The 19,159-nt window shown below is 31.5% G+C and carries 10 protein-coding genes and 1 pseudogene; 2 read left to right on the top strand and 9 right to left on the bottom strand.

Features of this window, described 5'->3' with window-relative positions; all coding sequences use genetic code 11:
- Positions 1–248 precede the first annotated feature (248 nt).
- The 7 genes and pseudogenes from ACJDT4_RS04030 to ACJDT4_RS04000 all read right to left on the bottom strand — a co-directional run bounded on the left by ACJDT4_RS04030 (position 249) and on the right by ACJDT4_RS04000 (position 12,934).
- The gene (locus ACJDT4_RS04030) at positions 249–3,374 is read right to left on the bottom strand and encodes a CBM35 domain-containing protein (RefSeq protein WP_406786250.1); all 3,126 of its coding nucleotides are present in this window, start codon (positions 3,372–3,374) and stop codon (positions 249–251) included.
- A gap of 187 nt (positions 3,375–3,561) precedes the next feature.
- Positions 3,562–6,162, bottom strand: coding sequence for a glycoside hydrolase family 66 protein (locus tag ACJDT4_RS04025; protein WP_406786249.1), 2,601 nt, complete (start codon positions 6,160–6,162; stop codon positions 3,562–3,564).
- 737 nt (positions 6,163–6,899) lie between these two features.
- Entirely contained in the window at positions 6,900–8,576 is a 1,677-nt protein-coding gene (locus tag ACJDT4_RS04020) for a glycoside hydrolase family 13 protein (RefSeq protein WP_406786248.1), read from the bottom strand.
- A 14-nt stretch (positions 8,577–8,590) separates the two neighbouring features.
- On the bottom strand, positions 8,591–9,418 hold the full coding sequence (locus ACJDT4_RS04015; RefSeq protein WP_406786247.1) for a carbohydrate ABC transporter permease: 828 nt from the start codon (positions 9,416–9,418) through the stop codon (positions 8,591–8,593).
- A pseudogene (locus ACJDT4_RS04010) lies at positions 9,415–10,284 on the bottom strand (carbohydrate ABC transporter permease). The gene ACJDT4_RS04015 and the pseudogene ACJDT4_RS04010 overlap by 4 nt, the downstream one beginning before the upstream one ends.
- Positions 10,285–10,522: 238 nt before the next feature.
- Complete coding sequence (locus ACJDT4_RS04005; RefSeq protein WP_406786246.1) at positions 10,523–11,767, bottom strand: ABC transporter substrate-binding protein; 1,245 nt, start codon at positions 11,765–11,767, stop codon at positions 10,523–10,525.
- Between the two features lie 150 nt (positions 11,768–11,917).
- Positions 11,918–12,934, bottom strand: a complete 1,017-nt coding sequence (locus tag ACJDT4_RS04000) for a LacI family DNA-binding transcriptional regulator (protein WP_406786245.1) — start codon at positions 12,932–12,934, stop codon at positions 11,918–11,920.
- Positions 12,935–13,216: 282 nt separating this feature from the next.
- On the opposite strand from ACJDT4_RS04000, the gene ACJDT4_RS03995 reads away from it, so the two are divergent.
- The gene (locus tag ACJDT4_RS03995) at positions 13,217–13,864 is read left to right on the top strand and encodes a hypothetical protein (RefSeq protein ID WP_406786244.1); all 648 of its coding nucleotides are present in this window, start codon (positions 13,217–13,219) and stop codon (positions 13,862–13,864) included.
- A gap of 188 nt (positions 13,865–14,052) precedes the next feature.
- Here ACJDT4_RS03995 and ACJDT4_RS03990 read toward each other — a convergent pair whose 3' ends face one another.
- A complete protein-coding gene (locus tag ACJDT4_RS03990; protein WP_406786243.1) occupies positions 14,053–17,073 on the bottom strand; it encodes a glycoside hydrolase family 2 TIM barrel-domain containing protein in 3,021 nt (1,006 codons plus the stop codon).
- Between the two features lie 431 nt (positions 17,074–17,504).
- Between ACJDT4_RS03990 and ACJDT4_RS03985 the strand changes: the two genes are divergently transcribed.
- A complete protein-coding gene (locus ACJDT4_RS03985) occupies positions 17,505–18,362 on the top strand; it encodes an AraC family transcriptional regulator (protein WP_406786242.1) in 858 nt (285 codons plus the stop codon).
- Here the strand turns inward: ACJDT4_RS03985 and ACJDT4_RS03980 are convergent.
- Positions 18,331–19,146, bottom strand: a complete 816-nt coding sequence (locus tag ACJDT4_RS03980) for a CPBP family glutamic-type intramembrane protease (protein WP_406786241.1) — start codon at positions 19,144–19,146, stop codon at positions 18,331–18,333. The two genes, ACJDT4_RS03985 and ACJDT4_RS03980, sit on opposite strands and share 32 nt — an antisense overlap.
- Between the last annotated feature and the right edge of the window lie 13 nt (positions 19,147–19,159).

The raw sequence follows: 19,159 nt of genomic DNA, 5'->3' as shown, positions 1-19,159 counted from the left end.
GAAGGCAATGAATATACACATATACGAGGTTTGGGCTTTGCCCATTATCCTTCTATACCTTAGGCAAGCACTCGCTTAAAATACCACTTAGATTTATAGGATTTATTATTAAAAGTACTTTTATCTTATTCTAGAAGGATAATGGGATTACATCCCAAGCCCCACGTATGTGTATGCAACGAAGCATTATTACTTCGCAATATTTTTAAATTACTATTGAATTAATTTTTAGTGCTACATCCTCTTTTTTATTCAAAATTACCATACAACCAAGCTTCAGAGTTTGATGTAAGTCTATAATTTAACCTTAAAGTGCTTTCATCAGACCATGAGCTATTTGCATATTTTGATAAAACTATAGTTATATGACCCCAAGCATCATTAGCTGGTGAACCAATTTCTGACCTTGGTATTACAAGTTCAATTCCACCTGTACTTGAATCCCATTGTGGTGCTATAACACTTGTAATGTTCTTGTTTTGAACCCACTGTCCGTTGTTTACAGTATACTTTGCATATCCTTTATCTGTATTTTTTCTAGTAAACATATACGCCATATTTCTATTAAGTCCAGTACCGTACTGTGAATTAGTGGTTGTTGATGCTGTCTTCGCAAAATCTTCAGTGTATGCACTAACCTGAAAATTATTTGAAGTTGTATCCGAAGTAAGTGTTCCTGATGCATTATTTACCCTTATATATATATTATTTGCATCATTACTTATATATACTTTTTTAATATCCGTGTCTGAACCATTTTCTGGTGTTCCTAAATAATAAGGCACATATTTATACTGACTCCAATCATCACTTGCCCCATTTGTAACATTGATAGACTTATAGCAACCAGCATTACATTCTGATGGATATACTCTCATATCATTTTGGCCTGAATAAGCCAAACTAGCAAGAATATATGATGCTGCTGTAACTGGCTCTGAAGCCGTACTAACTAAAGGTGCTTCTGTGACATTACTAGTAGCTTCTCCTGTAACCATAAAGCCACTGCCTGTCCTATGCTTAAACCATTCAAGCATGTCATATGCTTTTGTTTTATTTCCACTGTAAGCTTGATATACTGCATCCCACATAGTCATTTGAGGCCATGATGGTGAAGCTTCTAAGGCTTCATTACCTGAAGGACTCCACTGTGAAGTGTAATAGAAAGTATCCCCTGCATACCTTGGCAAACCATACTCATCAACAGCTAAATCTTTTTCCATTTTGTTAATATGGCTAGCCGCTCTTGAAGAATTTACATCTATCAATCCAAGTGCAAATAATATATCTGTTGAAGTATCTTCCATGGTATTTGCTGTGCCATCAGCATTTATACATCTATCATAATAACCACCAGCAGCATTCCAAAGTCCCTTTACTGAACTCGTATCATCCCTATTAATTGCAGTCATTATTGTACTAGCTGCACCGTTAAGATTATCTGCTAAAGTACTGTCACCTTCAGTTGAAGCTACCATAGAAGCACATTTTAAACCTTCTGCATAAGCAGCTTGCGTATAAGTGTAATCTTCAGACTGATTTCCTTCTTCCCATATACTCTTATCAGCTGGTCCAAATCCTGTCGTTTGATCCATATTAGTAGTTATATAAGAAGATGCTTTCTTCATAGAATTATAAATATTATTAAGGAAAGTTTTATCTCCTGTATCTAAGTAATGCTTATATGCGCCAATCAAGAAGAAACCTATGGCATCATTTTCTGGCTCAACAAATTGTGCATTCGTATTATCCCACAAATTAAAACAAGTGTGGAAGCTTCCATCTGCATTCTGCCTAGCTGCTAACCAATTCCAATACTTTGCAGCTTCATCTGTAAAACCTGCTGCATCTAAAGACATTGCTGTCACTGCAGAATCTCTTGACCATATTTTGTAACTATAATTTAAAGGGTTAGTTGTGGCTGGCATTGCACCATCATCTGTTGAAGTTCCTGGTTTTATAGAATTCTTAATCATAACAAGATTTCTTTTATAAACAGAAGTTAAATCACTATCAGCATAGTTAGGTACTTTTTTACTACTAAACCAGTTTGAATAACTTTGTGCAGTATTATTAAACCAATAATCTCCTTGGTTACTTCTAGCAGTATCACAAATATTTTGAACATCATTTAAACTTGAACCCAAAGCTACATAAAAATATGCATTTTGTGTAGTTCCCTTAGGTACTGTTACTTTTTGTGCAAAAGCTGTAGATACATCATTAGCTGTAACACTTGAATTATTGTTTAAAGTACCATTATTGTCAAAGGTATACCATGGTGAACAAGTTGTACTTGGCAAACTTGAATCAGCATCATTAGCTACTTGATAGTAGGATGGTTTAGTAAATGCTCCTAATGCCATATAAGGTTGTCCAGAATTGCTTCTATTTATAATTATAGCATTTCTAGATGAATCATAATTAGAAGAAATACTACCTCCAGATGTATTACTTGGATGAAGCATATCAAGTACACTATAAGTTAAATCCTTATCACCAGTATTTTTTAAAGTATACCTTACTACAACTAAATTTTGGTTTGGCACCATAACATAGTCCTTTGATATTTCCATTCCAGGTAAATTTTTATCATTATACTTTAAATAATTGTTGTGCAATGTACCATTTTCATCATAATATGCTTCAGAATCAAAATTATGAATTTGATCATATTTTACGCTATTTGTTTCATCACGGAAAAATCCATCATAATCCTTAATCTGATTTACACCCCAATTATCAGAATATCTAATTTCAGATAATCTTGGACCGCTCCCACTTGTAGTATCATTATCACTCAATTTACTTGCCTGCCAAATAGCCATCATGTTATTCCAGTTTGACATATATAAACTTCTTACAGAAACATTTTTAGTAGTAACAACAAGATTATCTAAGTTTATAAAACCATCTGAACTGCTATTTACTGCAACTTTAACTACATGGCTACCAGCTGTTAAATTAGTTCCTACATCAGTAGTTTCCCAAGTATCCCAACTTCCCGTGTCCTTAAAGTATGCATTGCTTACAAATTTTCCGTCAACATAAATCTCTCTGATGTTAGTTTTTCCTGTAAAATTAGAATACCTAAATCTTAAAGTATAATCACCCGTTGATGCTACTGATACTGGAAATTCTAAGTAATCACCAACTTCACCAAAGCCATCCACAAAGCCTGTTCCAGTATATCCTGGATGATTATTATCTGTAGTTACATTGTACTTGGTGCTTGTCTCAGCTTCATAAGTAGTCTCTGGATAAACTTGAGCTTTTACCTTGCTTGCATTAAAACATGCCGTGCTAGAGAAAAAGCTAAAAATAAACACTGTGCTAGTTATTGTTGAGGTAATCTTTTTTCTTAATCTGTTCATATATTTTCCTCCCCAATGATTAATATTTATAATAATATAGCATTGTATAGAGCTATTCTAACAACACTATATTAGTATCTAAATCACAACTAGAGTGGTCCAGCTATTGAAATTCATGTATATTCAAATGCCAAGAGGACAAATTTTTATACAAATGAATTTCAAGGTGCTTTACATTTAATAAAACTTAATTAATTGATAAATTATCTAAATTTATAGCATTTTTATCAGATGAGTCATAACAAATACAAATAGTATGAATACCTGATGATAATTTAGCCGTTACTGATGAAGTCCCCCAAGTATCCCAATCTTTCAAATTTGCCATATTTATAGTACCTGCATACGATCCATCTATATACACATGTCTTGTTGCATTTCCTCCTGTACAATTTGCATATTTAAAATTCAACGAATAGTTTCCATCCTGAGGGATATTAGCTTGAAAAGTAACTTCACTTCCTGGATTTACGAAACCATCTACGAATCCACTACCTGTATAGCCAACATGATTTGTATTAGTGGTTACATTTGTTTTTATAGCACCTTCAGCTTCATATGTGTTATTACTTGGTGTAGAAATATTTCTCTTTATATAAATCATATCCCAATATTGAAGACTTGGTACTGTAAATGAAATATAATGTCCAACATTATCTGTTCCTTCTGTATAGTTTAATTGCTGGCTAAGTCCTTCATTGCTGTCTGGTGAAGCTACATATACGCCTGAAATATTGGCAGTATCTGATAGGTAATATTTAACATTCAAATTAGTTTTTAGCTTTGGAGTACTAGTGCTATCTCTCCATTTGCTGTTAGTTTTGCTGGATAAATTAATTAAGTGCAAAATATCATAATCATTTTTCATTCTTGTCATATGCCATATTGTGCCGCTAGTTCCGTCACCTGATACAGCTTCATTATTTATACTTATATATTGATTTCCTCCATCACCGTAAGTTATATCTGTATCAAAAAGTAAATTTTCATATGCTGTTATAAATTTATTGTTTTGTTTCATTGCTTCCCTTAAAGTCGGACTCATAACTTTACTTTTATTTGGATAATATTCACTTGGAAGCATCATAGCACCATCTAATCCTGCTCCCATTTCAATATGTGAAGCACCACTTGCTTGAATTGCTGCATCTGCCAACCTTACAGAATTTTCATCAAATTCGCCTAAGGTTAAGCAATCTAAATTAATTGCCCCCGAATCTTCACTATCATATGATATTTTAACTGTGTGATTTCCTTTAGCTAAATATGTGCTTATAGATGCATCAAATGCGTATTTATCCCATCCGCCTTGAGGTTGACAATTTACTTGTCCAATTTTATTTCCATCTACGTAAACAGTTCTAGTTGCTTTATCTGCATCAGAAGAATATTGAAAATCCAGAGCATAAGTCATATCATTGTCTACACTTATATTAAAAGTAACATTATCTCCAACCTTTGCAAAGTTCTCTAAAAATCCTGTTCCACTATAACCCGGATGATTATTTGCTACATCTGGACCTGAAAAACTTGCATCTTCTGCCTCATACCTTTTTCCTAAGTTTTCATAGTAATTCATATATGCTGCTAGAACTGTTCCTTTTTTATTACTTCTTAATCTTTGAACATAGTTTTTAATATCGTTATAATTACTTGCTTTATCCCATAATTCGCTAAAATTAATATCTCCATTTGCATTATCAGTTACATCATCAACTGCCCATCCTCCTACTGAGCCATTAACCAAATTAAAATCAACATAACTTTTACTAGGATTGTTGCTTTTTAGTTTACTCTTTGCTGCATTTACTAGGCTAGAAAATGAGTTCTGAAGATCATATTTATTTCCATTACTATCATATACATTGTCCATTTCTCCTATCTGGTCCATTTGGATTCCATCAAAACCACCAGTATTTATACAATCCTTATATGCATTAGTGATATAATTTTGCCAGTTTGTATTAGATGGCTGAAAAAACCATATAGAGGTTCCTGTAACAAAAGGATCATTTATCTGACCTAATGTATTGTTATTATATTTATATATACCCCAAGCCGGGCTTACCCCATAGCTTGAATAATTTTCTCTAGCTGCATAAGCCATCATATATGCCATTGCTGTAGAATTTTTACTATGAACTGCATTTATATAATTTTGGATAGTACTCCAAGTAATGTTTCTATTAAATGCATCCTGCCAGCTTGCATCAACATTTACACCATCTGATTTTTTTATTGGATTTTCATGTCTCCACATCCAATCATAGAATTGATAGGAATTTATATAATAATCTTGTGTTAAAGAATTTATTTGCTTATTCACATCATCCTTAGATATAGTATTGTCAAAGTCAGGTATATAACCATACCTTGGGAACTTAGTCCAACTGCTTGATACGTCTATTGCCGATGTTTTAAAATCATTGCTTCCAGTATACACTTTAACCATATATCCCTTATAATCATCCTTTGGCACATTCCAATTCAAAGTAATTGTATTTGATGCTCCATTACCTAGTGCAATAGTCTTACTTGTTGAATATACAATGCTTTCATTACTCATTATATCTATATTTAATTTTCCGCTCCAATCGCTGCCCATTGTATTAGATACATCTATTGAAATAGAGGCCGAATCCCCAGGATTATACCTAGACTTATCCATGTAAACCCTGTTAACAATTTTAGCAGTTCCTTCAGCTTTAGTATCTGTTTTTGTGTAAACGCCAATAAATACAATGCAAAGTAAAAAAATAGTCATTTTAAATATTTTACTTTTTAACATCACTTACACCTCACTATTTTTCATAAATAAATCTTCTTAATTATGAAAATCTATTTTGATTTTTCAGCGATTAATTTTTAAGGCATTAATATAGATAAACTGGAATTTAGCGAGGTGATATTGATTTGGGATATTAAATAAAGCTAATAAATCTAAGACGATAAATCCTAAAATTCTAAGATTTATAAAGCTTTATTTAAACCATCCCAAGTCAACATCACTTCACTTAGCCCGAAAAAGCAAGGAATATTTTTCTCCGATTCTCTACGAAAAATACACCGCTGACGAGATTTTACAATAAAAAGCAATTATAAATTCTTTAAATGATGGATTATAAAGATTTACACCAAAATTCAGTAGGTACGGAGAAATTTTTCCCTTGTATTATACCGTGGGAGTGAAATAACAATGCTGAAGGAACGATTTAAAAAGATTCTAATAAATCTTGGTTCAAAAATTGTAAAATGCTTAGATATTTCAATCTGTCTGAGCGATGGCGAGTAAACATACACGGGGTTTGGGCTTTGCCCATTATCCTTCTATACCTTAGGCAAGCACTCGCTTAAAATACCACTTAGATTTATAGGATTTATTATTAAAAGTACTTTTATCTTATTCTAGAAGGATAATGGGATTACATCCCAAGCCCCACGTATGTGTATGCAACGAAGCATTGTTACTTCACAACTTCCGGTTTAATAGGACAAACTTGTAACTTGCAATTTTGACCTTTCAACTTATCTATCTATAAGCAAATATACTCTAGCTTCATACGGTTTTAAATCAATCTTCTCAATTTCATCACAATTAACATTATAATTTGAAATAAGCACCTCCTTTTTATTGTATTTTATATCCTCAGGCAAAGTAAATTTTGAATTCTTATCACTGAAATTACACATTACAAGCAGTGTTTCATTATTCAATTTTCTTAAATACGCATATATGTTTTTATCATCATCAAGAATAAGTTTATATTTTCCATAAGCTATAATTTCATATTTTTTTCTCAATTCTATAAGTTTTCTGTAATAATTGAACACAGAGTTTTCATCATCTAATTGTGACTTAGCATTTATGGTCTTATAATTTGGGTTAACCCTTATCCACGGTGTTCCTTCAGTAAATCCTGCATTTTCAGAATCATCCCATTGAAATGGAGTTCTAGCATTATCCCTACCTCTTTTATAAATTGCCTCCATCATTTCTTCTTTAGTTTTCTTGCCACTTTCAACATATTCCTTATATGCATTAATGGTTTCTATGTCTCTATAATCGTCTAAGCTGTCAAACTTAACATTCGTCATTCCAAGTTCTTCGCCTTGGTAAACATAAGGTGTCCCTTTCATCATGTGAATGCATGTAGCTAACATCTTAGCTGATTCTTCTCTATATTCTGTGTCATTGCCAAATCTTGAAACTGATCTTGGTTGATCATGATTACTTAGGTACAAGCTGTTCCATCCACCATTTTCAAGTACATCCTGCCATTTTGACATTATATCTTTAAATTCTTTTAAATTAAATTCACTTTTCCCCCATTTTCCATCTGGTCCATCCCCTATTCCTACATGCTCAAATTGAAATATCATGTTAAGTTCGTTTCTATCATTTCCAACGAAATTCAGGGCTTCTTGTGGATCTACTCCTGGTGTTTCTCCAACTGTCATAATGTCGTATTTGCTTAAAACCTCCCTATTCATTTCCTGCAAAAATTTATGCACTCTTTCATTATTTATATTAGGGATATTGGGCATAACTACTTTGGAATCTTTTTCATCATCAATATCTATATCCTTTGCTATTAGACTTATAACATCCATTCTAAAACCGTCTATTCCCTTATCAAGCCACCATTTCATCATATCAAAAACTTCTTTTCTCACTTCAGCATTTTCCCAATTCAAATCAGCTTGTTTTTTAGAAAATAAGTGCAGATAGTACATTTCTGTTGTCTTATCATATTCCCAGGCTGAACCACTAAAAAATGAAATCCAGTCATTAGGTGGCTGTCCGTTTTTACCATTTCTCCAAATATAATAATCCCTATACTTATTATCTTTTGATTTTCTGCTTTCCTTAAACCATTGATGTTCATCAGACGTATGATTTACTACCAAGTCCATTACTATTTTTATATCTCTTTTATGTGCCTCTTTTAAAAGAAGATCAAAATCCTCCATGGTACCAAATTCCTTCATTATAGCTCTGTAATTACTTATGTCATATCCATTATCATCATTAGGTGATTCATAAACTGGTGATAACCATATTATGTTAATTCCTAACCTTTTTAAATAATCAAGTCCTTGAATCACACCTTTTATATCTCCAATTCCATCACCATTACTATCTTTAAAGCTTCTTGGGTAAATTTGGTAAATTACACTTTCTTTCCACCACTTTTTACTCATTATATCAACTCCTTCTATTGTTTTATTGCCCCCTTAGTAACTCCTGATATAATCCATTTTTGCGCAAATGCATATATTACAACTAACGGTAACAATGCAAGAATATATGATGCAAATGCTAAATTATAATTTGTACTAAATTGAGACTGAAATACATACTGAACTAACGGCAAAGTTTGCAATTCAGGTTTTGTTAAAATAACCAATGGCAACATAAAATCATTCCAAGTCCAAAGGCAGGTTGTAATTGCAACTGTAGCATTTATTGGCGTTAACATAGGAAATACTATTCTAAAAAATACTTGCCAGGTTGTTGCTCCATCTATTATTGCTGCTTCTTCAAGAGACATCGGTATGGACTTTATATATGCCACATACAAAAATACATTAAACGGCAGACCAAATACAACATATAAAAATATAATTCCCGCTATATTATCCATATGAAATTGACTTACCTGCTTAACAAGTGGAAGCATTATTATAGGAAATGGCACAAACATTGCACTAACAAAATAATAATATAATAGGTTAAATACTTTTTTATCTCTATTTCTTGCTATAGCATAGGCTACAAATGAATTAGTAATAATGGTAAATATAAGCGTAAATATTGTTATTAATGAACTATTTTTTAAAGCAGTAAAGAAATTTGTCATCCTTATAGCCTTTGGAAAATTCTCAAAATGCAATGCTTTAGGAAAAGATATAGCTGATGGCACCATATCCTTTGGAACCTTTAAGGCTATTACAATGGTGATATATAATGGAAATATTATAGTCACTACTGCAATTACTATAAGCAATATCGTTAAAGGCCAATTTGTTTTGTTTCTTTTCATTGTATCTTCGCCTCCCTCTTTTCAAGGATTCTAAGTTGAAATAAGGATATAGCTACAATAACAAAGAAATATATTACAGCATTAGCAGACTGATATGCAAATTCTCCATTTTGAAATCCTCTTGTATATATAAGAACTGAAATTGACTGAGTTGCTCTTCCTGGTCCCCCTCCTGTCATTGCCATAATCTGGTCAAATACCATAAGGAAATTTTTCATACAAAGAACCATATTTATTGTAAAAAATGGTGCTATTAATGGAAAAGTTATTCCCTTAAACTTTTGCCATGCATTTGCACCATCTATTTCACATGCCTCATATATATCATCATCAACAGTCTGAAGCCCAGCAATATATATTATTGTATTAAAAGCTATCGACTGCCATGCTGTTACAAATACAATACCAAGCCATGCAAGTTTTTCGCTTCCTAATATATTTTGACTTAATGAAGCTATATGAAGGCTCTGTCCAGCACCTGGTAAAATATGAGCAAAAATAAAATTAAATATAAAACCAACTATTAAAACTCCAAGTATATTGGGCAAAAAATACAATGATCTTAATGTACTTTTAAATCTTATTTTCTAATTTAATCCCATTGCTATTGCCAGGCTTAGTACATTAACAATAATTGTTGTTACAATTGCAAATTTAAAGGTAAATCCATATGCATTAAATATGTTATTATCCTTAAATAACCCTATATAATTTTTTAATCCTATGAAATTCCATGTACCATAGCCCTGCCAATTTGTAAAACTATAAAAAATACCTTTAATTAGTGCCATTGTGTGGAAAATAAAAAACAACAAAAATGCTGGTATTATCATTAGATAAAATGTACCCATTCTTTTTACTTTCATTTTCAAAACTCTCACCCCACTTTTATTTTTCATTTAAGCTACAATCAATGCACAATTACAGTTAATTTTTTCCGTTAACGCTATTAAAAGCTTTTAAGTAAACATTTTAACAGGTAACGGAAAAAATATAACTTGATTTCATCTAACGCAAAACAACAATATCCTAAAGCATCTTTATCCTACTCTGTAAGAGTAATAAGCTGCTGCTCAAATAACTTTTATGTTACCTTGTACTATTTTATTGATTATTAGCTTTATCATATTCAGTATCAAGGTCTTTTAAGAATTTTGTTTTATCATTATTATTAAATAAACTTTGTACTACAGTTGCAGCATCTAGTCCAACTGGATAATAGTGATCTGGATATGCTCCTATTTGTCCATTTTTAAAGTATTCCTGAACACCCTTAACACTTTCATCTCCTTGCACAACATCATTTACAGCAGAAAAAGCAAATTGGTCTTTTATATATTTTTGTGCATTTTCTTTTTCAAGCATAAATTTTATAAATTTCTTAGCTTCAGGTACATGTTTTGATTTATTAGATACTGCAAATAATACATCTATACCTGAAATTATCTTATTTTTACTAATATCATTTGAAGCTGGTAATGGGAACATTCCAAGATTTATACTAGAATTAGATTTTTTTATTTCATTTATTGCCCAGTTCCCCTGAAGATACATTGCTGCCTTTCCCTGTGCAAAAGCTGCATTTCCATCATCATAACTTACACCCAATATACCTTTTTCACCATGCTTTGTTAATTCAAGCATTTTATTAACTACTTCACCATGTGTAGCTGCAAAAGTAGTTTTATTGGCTTTTCTGTTTTGAAGAAAGTTATCAGGCTGTAAGTCACTTGCAAAAATATTCCAGAAGCACATTCCTGTCCATGAATCTTTAAGTGTAAAGTAAAAAGGTAATTGTCCAGAAGCTTCAATTTTTTTAATTACAGTCATAAATTCATCCCAAGTCTTAGGGATCTGTAAGTTTAATTTATTAAATATATCTTTATTATATATTACGCCATCAGCATTTGTAGCATATGGTACTCCATATAATTTAGTGTCTTTATTACTTACAAGTTGATTAAGCATATTAATATATGGCTTTTGTACTTCCTTACTAAAACTTTCATTACTTAAATCTTCTAAGGCATTAGCTTTTACAAGATCACTATAAGTAGAATCTCCACCTATACTTAATACATCTGGCATATCATTTTTAGTAAGCCTTGTTTTCAAAACGGTACCAGCTTTAGGTGGATCAGTAAGGGTAATTGTAATATTGGGATTTTTATTTTCAAATTCCTTAATCATGCTTTGAAGTATATTTTTATTTTCAGGTTTATTTGAAAACAACTCTAGTTTTACTTTACTATCGCTTCCTGATGAACTACTACCACAACCAGCTAACAAGGAGCAACTAAGTGTTAATGTTAAAGCAGTTACTAAAAAAGTTTTAATTTTTTTATTCATAAAAAATCCCCCCAAGAATTATAATTATATATTATAAGTTTACGCTAATACCGTTTACGTAAACTTATTTAAGCATTTTAATCATATTTTATAGTAAATTTAATTCAGTTTTACTTAATCGTTTACGTAACTTGCAAAAAAAATATAATATTATATTTTTTTTACTGTAGCCCTTTCTACAATTGTATATGGCATAATTATGCTTTCAACTTCACTTTTAGTAGTTATCCTTTTTAATATCATATTAAAAGCCTTTTGACCCATCTCTGACAATGGTTGAGCCAAAGTTGTAAGCGGTGGTATACACATAGATGCTTCCTTTGTATTGTCGTATCCTATAATAGAAAAATCATCTGGAACTTTAAGTCCATTTTCATAAGCTAGAGATAATGCTGCTACAGCTACAGTATCACAAACAGCAAATATCGCAGTAAACTTATCTTTTTCTTTTAAGAGTTCTCTCATAGCCTTTTGGCCTGTTTCAAAATTAAAATTTGCATATTTGATAATATTTTCATTTATATCAAGTTTATTGTCTATAAGTGCCTGTTTGTATCCATTAATCCTTTGAATCCCTGCAATAGGATCACTTAAAGGTCCTGATAACATTGCTATTTTTTTATGTCCATTTTTAATTAAGTATGACACAGCTGCATAAGAAGCTTGATAGTCATCAACCCTTACATATGGTAATGCACAGCGATAAGATAATGTTGAAACAAGAATACTAGGTATATGTGTTGCTACTATTTTTTTATCAAAATTTTCTTTTGGAGACATACTACAAGCAATTATTCCATCTACTTGACGTTCATATAAAACATTTAAATACTCTGTTGTTCTAATACCAGAATTTCCTGTGTTGCAGATTATAACACTGTAATTATTTCTATGTGCTGCATCTTCTATTCCATCAAGTATTTCCGTATAAAATCCAGTGTCAATTCTAGGCATAAGTACACCTATAGTATGTGTCTTTTTTATTTTTAAATGGGCAGCAACAGCATTTCTTCTATATCCTAATTTATAAACAACATCCATAACTGCCGAGCGTGTTTCCTCTGAATATCCATCTAATCCATTGATTATTCTTGAAACAGTGGCTACAGATACACCCGCTTCTCTTGCTACATCTTTAATTGTTGGTCTGCCATTTTGATTTTCCATAATAACACATTCCTTCTAAACTTCTTATTCTTATGTATTTTACGATTTGAATATAGTAATTGCTAGGCTATTAAGGACAAACCATTTCAATTAATGCTATAAAATTCAACGTAAACGTTTAATGTATTTTTAGTATATCATATATATTAAACCATGTCTAGAATTATTATACACTTTTATTCTTTGAATTTGACTTATAATATTTGTTAAAATCCCTTATTTATGCTATGCTAAATTATTATATAAAAACATACATATTTAGTTTAGGAAGTGAATTAACTTATGAAAAATCCACAAGTAGCTGAAATGGTAAAAAAAATGTCTCCTAAAGAAAAAAGAGCTTATATTTGGGAATATTATAAAATTCACATTTTTGCTGTATTAATAGTAATCGCACTTATAGTATCTTTTATATATTCCATGGTTACAAAACAACAGGAATACTACAATATTACTTACATTGGAAATTACATCAATGAAAAGAATATGTCTGACATGAAAAATAATATTAACAAAACTATATTAAATAACGATAAGAAAAAAATTATTACTCTTGACTCAGCCTTCACTGATAAAGAATCTCTTAGTTCTAATCCTCAAACCTTTGAAAAATTAGCTGCTAAAATTACTGCAAAGGATATAGATATGGCTATTGTAAATAAAAAGTTTTTTCAAAGTTATTTTTCTTCTGGTATATTTTTAAATTTGCAATCGCTCAATGGATTTTCTTCACTTTCAAAAGAAAATTATAAGTTTTTAACTAAAACTAATTCTTCTGGTAATTTAGGTACATACGGAATATATATTGAAGATTCCAATATTTTAAACAAACTGTCTTCTAATAATGATGACAATATATTAGTAGTAATTTCCTCATCCGAAAGAAAAAGCAGGGCACTTAAAATTCTCAAAACACTATTACGCAAATAAATAGGTTGTTGCACTTAGTGCAGCAACCTATTTTTTTACTAATAAAATTCATACAAATTTTATTAGTATTCTTATTAACTTTAAGGAAAGAGATATATTAAAGTTGAAAAATATACTAAGCCAATACCTAATTGTGGTAAATCTTTGGTTGAAACAATAACGTTGCAAGACATTATTGTTTCACTCATTTACTCTTCTTTAAAAATAGGAGTTATCTTTAAATCAAATTCAAATTCTTTTTCCTCTAAACGATATTTGTTAAGAAGTTCTGGTCCACAAGAATTTGAACCTACACCACTCATTTTATAGTCAATATTTACAACAGTTTCCTTTCTCTTATTAAGCTCGTATGGGTGACCAGCCTTCGTTAAATCCTCTGGTGTATAGTGTGCTGCATTGAAGGAGAAATCAGAGGTTCCTGTAAACTTAAGTCCCATACCTAATTTGTTAGATATAACAGCCCATTCTGTTCCGTATCTCGAACCATTTTCTTGAGGCATAAGATAGTTTTCAAACATATCATCTACAGTAAGCAAGTATTTTCCTTTTTTAACACTTCGCTTTTTATCTATATAGCTTTCATGAGGTCCATAGCCAAAATACTCAACTTCCTCAGTACCCTTTGGCATTATAAGCTGCAAACCAAAACGTGGAAGAAATTCAAGTTCTTCTCTAACCTTAGCTTTAACCTTAAGTGATATTTCTCCTGTTCCATTTACAGTCCAAATAGCTTCTCCGTGGAGAATAGGATACATACTATATCCAGCAAGTGAAAAACTCGTAGTAATTTCCACAGAAGTATCTGAACTATTTGTAATTTTAGCATCATACACATGGGTAACTGCTCTTTCATAACCTTCAACTATCCATTTATCCTTTATATTTCTATCATTATCTGTTGGTGCTCTCCATATATTAAACTTTGGCAAACCATCAATCATATCTACATAGTTCTTTGATATTTTTATAAATGCTCCGTCATAAACATCAAATACATGGCAAAAATCAAAACCTTCTATTGTAATTAAATTATCCACCTGCTCTAATTTTATTGAAGAAACACACTTTTTAAAGTTATTCTGAAGCTTTTGAGCCGGTAGTTCAAACTGTTCAAAAGTTATCTCGTACCCTTTTTCAGCCCAGAGGGTATCTTTCTTTTGTATGCAGCTTATTGTAAGGAAAAACCTGCTTTCTAATTTTTCTGGAATGTCAAAGTCTAGTTCATATACCTGAGATTCCTGTGGTTCAACCCCAAGTTCTGAAATTTCTCCCTGCTGAATAGTTTTTCCATCTTTTTCAACCTTCCAGCATAATGCAATGTCTGACAAATCAATAAAATCAAATAAATTAGTAACCTTTATTGTACCTTTTTTTAAATCTTCTGCGTCTACTTTTACAGGTGCTATAACCTTCTTCAATTCAAGAAGACCTGTGTGAGGTTTTCTATCAGGATATACAAGACCATCTAAGCAGAAGTTTCCATCGTTAGGTTTATCTCCAAAATCTCCACCATAAGCATAGAACTCTTCTCCATCAGAGGTTTCTGTTTTTATTCCATGATCACACCATTCCCAAACACAGCCTCCCATTAGCTTTGGATACTTGTATATTACATCCCAATAATCCTTTAAATCTCCCGGACCATTTCCCATGGCATGGCAATATTCACAAAGGAAGAGAGGTTTTTTGTTATCTTCATTTTGCGCATATTTTTCAATATATTCAGTAGAAGCATACATCCTGCTTTCCATATCAAGGCACTCTGTATCTGTGCTGCCCTTATAATTTTCTGCCGCACCTTCATAATGAATTAATCTTGAATTATCCCTAGTTTTTGCCCATTTAGCCATAGCAATATGATTTGCATCATAACCTGACTCGTTTCCCATTGACCATATTATAACAGAAGGATGATTTTTGTCTCTTTCTACTAATCTCTCTGCCCTGTCTAAAAAAGCTTTTTTCCACTGAGAATTCTTTGAAAGCACATGGAAGGAACCATCTTTAAATAGCCCTGCACTGTGCAATCCATGACATTCTAAATCCGCCTCATCTACCACATAAAAACCATATTCATCGCATAAATCTAAAAAACGCGGATCATTTGGATAGTGAGAAGTTCTTATAGTATTAATATTATGACGCTTCATAAGCATAAGATCTTTTTTCATGTGATTTAATGGGATGGACTGTCCTAGTTCCGGATGAGAGTCATGACGGTTTACTCCCTTTAATTTTACAGCCTTTCCATTAACATCAAATACACCATCTAATGCTTCAATCCTTCTAAATCCAATATTAAATAAAATCACCTCATCGCCGCTGTAAACATATAATTTATACAGGTATGGAGCTTCTGCATTCCACAATGTAGGTTCTTCTACTTCCAGCTGTATATTGTCTTTACCATCTATAGTCTTCGTACCTTTAGCGACAACCTTAGCTTCAGCATTCATAAGCTCTATCTTTATATCACAGCTTCCTACAGTTTTTATTTCGCAATTCAATGAAGCCTTACTAAAATCTGCTAACAAATCTTGTTTCGTAAATACATCTACAACGTGAGCCTCTTCTCTAGCAAGTAAATATACATCCCTAAATATCCCTGAAAAACGCCACAAATCTTGATCCTCTAAATAAGTTCCATCACACCATTTTAGAACTAACACTGACATTCTATTTTTTCCACTTATCAAATAGTTTGTAATATCGAACTCAGCAGGCATTCTGCTTCCCTGACTATATCCTACAAATTTTCCATTAACCCAAAGATAAAAACAGGAATTTACACCTTCAAATACTACATATTTTGATTTACCACTCCAGTTTTCGGACACATTAAATTCTCTAACATAAGTTCCAGCTGGATTTTCATTTGGTACATATGGTGGATCACATGGTATTGGATAGTTTAAATTGGTATAATGGCACTGGTCATAGCCGTTTACTTGCCAGCAAGATGGAACTATAATATTATCCCAATCGTTTACACAAGCATTCTCATTATAAAACCCATCTTCTATAAGTTTTACACTTTTATAATATTTAAATTTCCAGCTTCCATTCAAAGTTTGATAATAAGGTGATTCTCCCCTTTTCTTATTAAATGCAGTCTTGGCATCGCCATAGGGTATATAATATGCTCTTGGCTCCAGTCTATTTACATGCATAACGTTTAAATCTTCCCAATATTTCTTCACATTTAACATTTCTATCACCCCTGCAAAATTTTTGATACAAGATGTCAAATTGAAACATAGTAAAGAGTAGGAATTAGATTTACCTTTCGTTTCTCTCAGCTAAATCCTTGAACTTAATAGTGTCAGCTGCACTGGATACTATATTTTACGCCATGCGGAAACATTAAATTTTAGATTCTTCAAAGCACAGGGAAGAAAAATCATACTTCACTCTACTCTCTACTCTGACTTTCAAGTTATCTATATATTTTAACTTTCTTATATTTAAATCCTCTCATAATCCTCTACTTATTAACACCTGTATCTATCTCCATTATACAATTTGCCGCAATGCATTAATATAAACAATTTAACTGAAAACATATACAAAATAACGATTTTTGAATAGACAGTTTAAAATAGCAATGCTATAATGGGCTTAAATATAGTGGGGTGTTATTATGCTTAATATAACTGGATACTATCAAGAAACTTTTGAAGGGATTGAAGACAACAGTGAAGATATTATTGTAAATAGTGTAGGACATCAGAAATTAATCACAAAAAACAAATTTCAAACAATAAGACCAGGTGGACGACGTGATTTTCAAATTCTTTACCTTGCAAATGGACTTGGACACTACAAATTTGAGGATTCTTTTAAGACTGTAAAAGCAGGAACCTTTATTGTGTATTTTCCAAATCACGAACAAAATTATCATTATTTACTTCATGAAAATCCAGAAATATATTGGATTCACTTTACAGGATATAAGGCAGCTTCTTTATTAAAAGATTCTGGCTATTCAAATACTGGTTTTTATACAATAGCAATAAATAATAAATATGATGATTTGTTTAATAAAATAATTCAAGAGATTCAGTTAAAGAGATCCAATTTCCTGCTTTTAACAAAATTATACTTGCAAGAACTTGTTGCCAATATGCACCGTGATACCTCTGAACAAAATACATCACACCATGCTAAAAATGATGTGATTTTTAATGCAATACAATTTTTTCAAAGTAATTATAAGCAGGACATTAATATTGAAAAATTTGCACTAGAAAATAATTTAAGCTACAACTATTTTATAAAAATATTTAAAGATTTTACTCAAATGACTCCTAACCAATATATTATTATGTCCCGCTTATCCAAAGCTAAAAATTTGCTGCTTGATTCTAACTACAATGTATGTGAGATTGCAGCCATGGTTGGATATGATAATCCCTTATATTTCAGCCATATTTTCAAAAAATATACAGGTGATACACCAACCGGCTTCAGAAATACCGCCCGAAATATTCTTCTTTAAATACTCTTTTATGCTTTACGGCTATTAATATAACTGCTGCTGAAAAGTATAAAAGTGCATAGTACATTATAATATCTGTTAATTTAACATTTATAATCCCAATAAGGAAATTAGATAATTGATGTATTATAATTGTAACTAATAAATTTTTATTTAAATTATAAAACACTGTCATTATAATACTAAGCGATATAATTGAAGTCATAAAACATGCAATGTATTTTATCAAGTTTATACCAGTTAGCCCCACTGTGAGCATTATCGGTATATGCCAAAGCCCCCACCAAAGCCCTAATATTAAAGCTGACTTTAAAGGCGAATACTTTTTTTGAAGCTCATTTAGTGCAAAACCTCTCCAGCCTAGCTCCTCTCCCGTAGGTCCTGCAAGTAAATTTTTAAAAAACAGATATACAAACATTCCAAAAGAGGTTACTGAAAATATTGAGCATCCTTCATTGCTTTTAGCTTTCACTATAAAGATAAGACCAATAAATATCATAACTTCAATAATTACAGCTGAAATAATTATTGAGGGCTTAATTTTATCCTTAAATTTATCTTTCACATATTTTACGAAATTTTGTCCTTTATAAATTCTTTTAAATAAAATTGCAAAAGCAAAGGTTGATGACCAAGAAGATATGCACAGCATTATATCAAATACTATTGATGGAAACCCTAAAAGCTTTGCTGCTCCTACAAGTGAAAAAAGTGGCCAAAAAATTATATTACTTAGTATAATAAAACTTACTATTGGCCTTTTCAAAATTTTTTCTGTTAACATAACAAACTCCTTA

Origin of the sequence: Clostridium neuense (assembly GCF_045310695.1) — a bacterium.
In the GTDB taxonomy this organism is placed as follows: domain Bacteria; phylum Bacillota; class Clostridia; order Clostridiales; family Clostridiaceae; genus Clostridium_S; species Clostridium_S neuense.
Note: the sequence above shows the minus strand (reverse complement) of the source record. Positions and strands in the feature narration are given on the sequence as shown.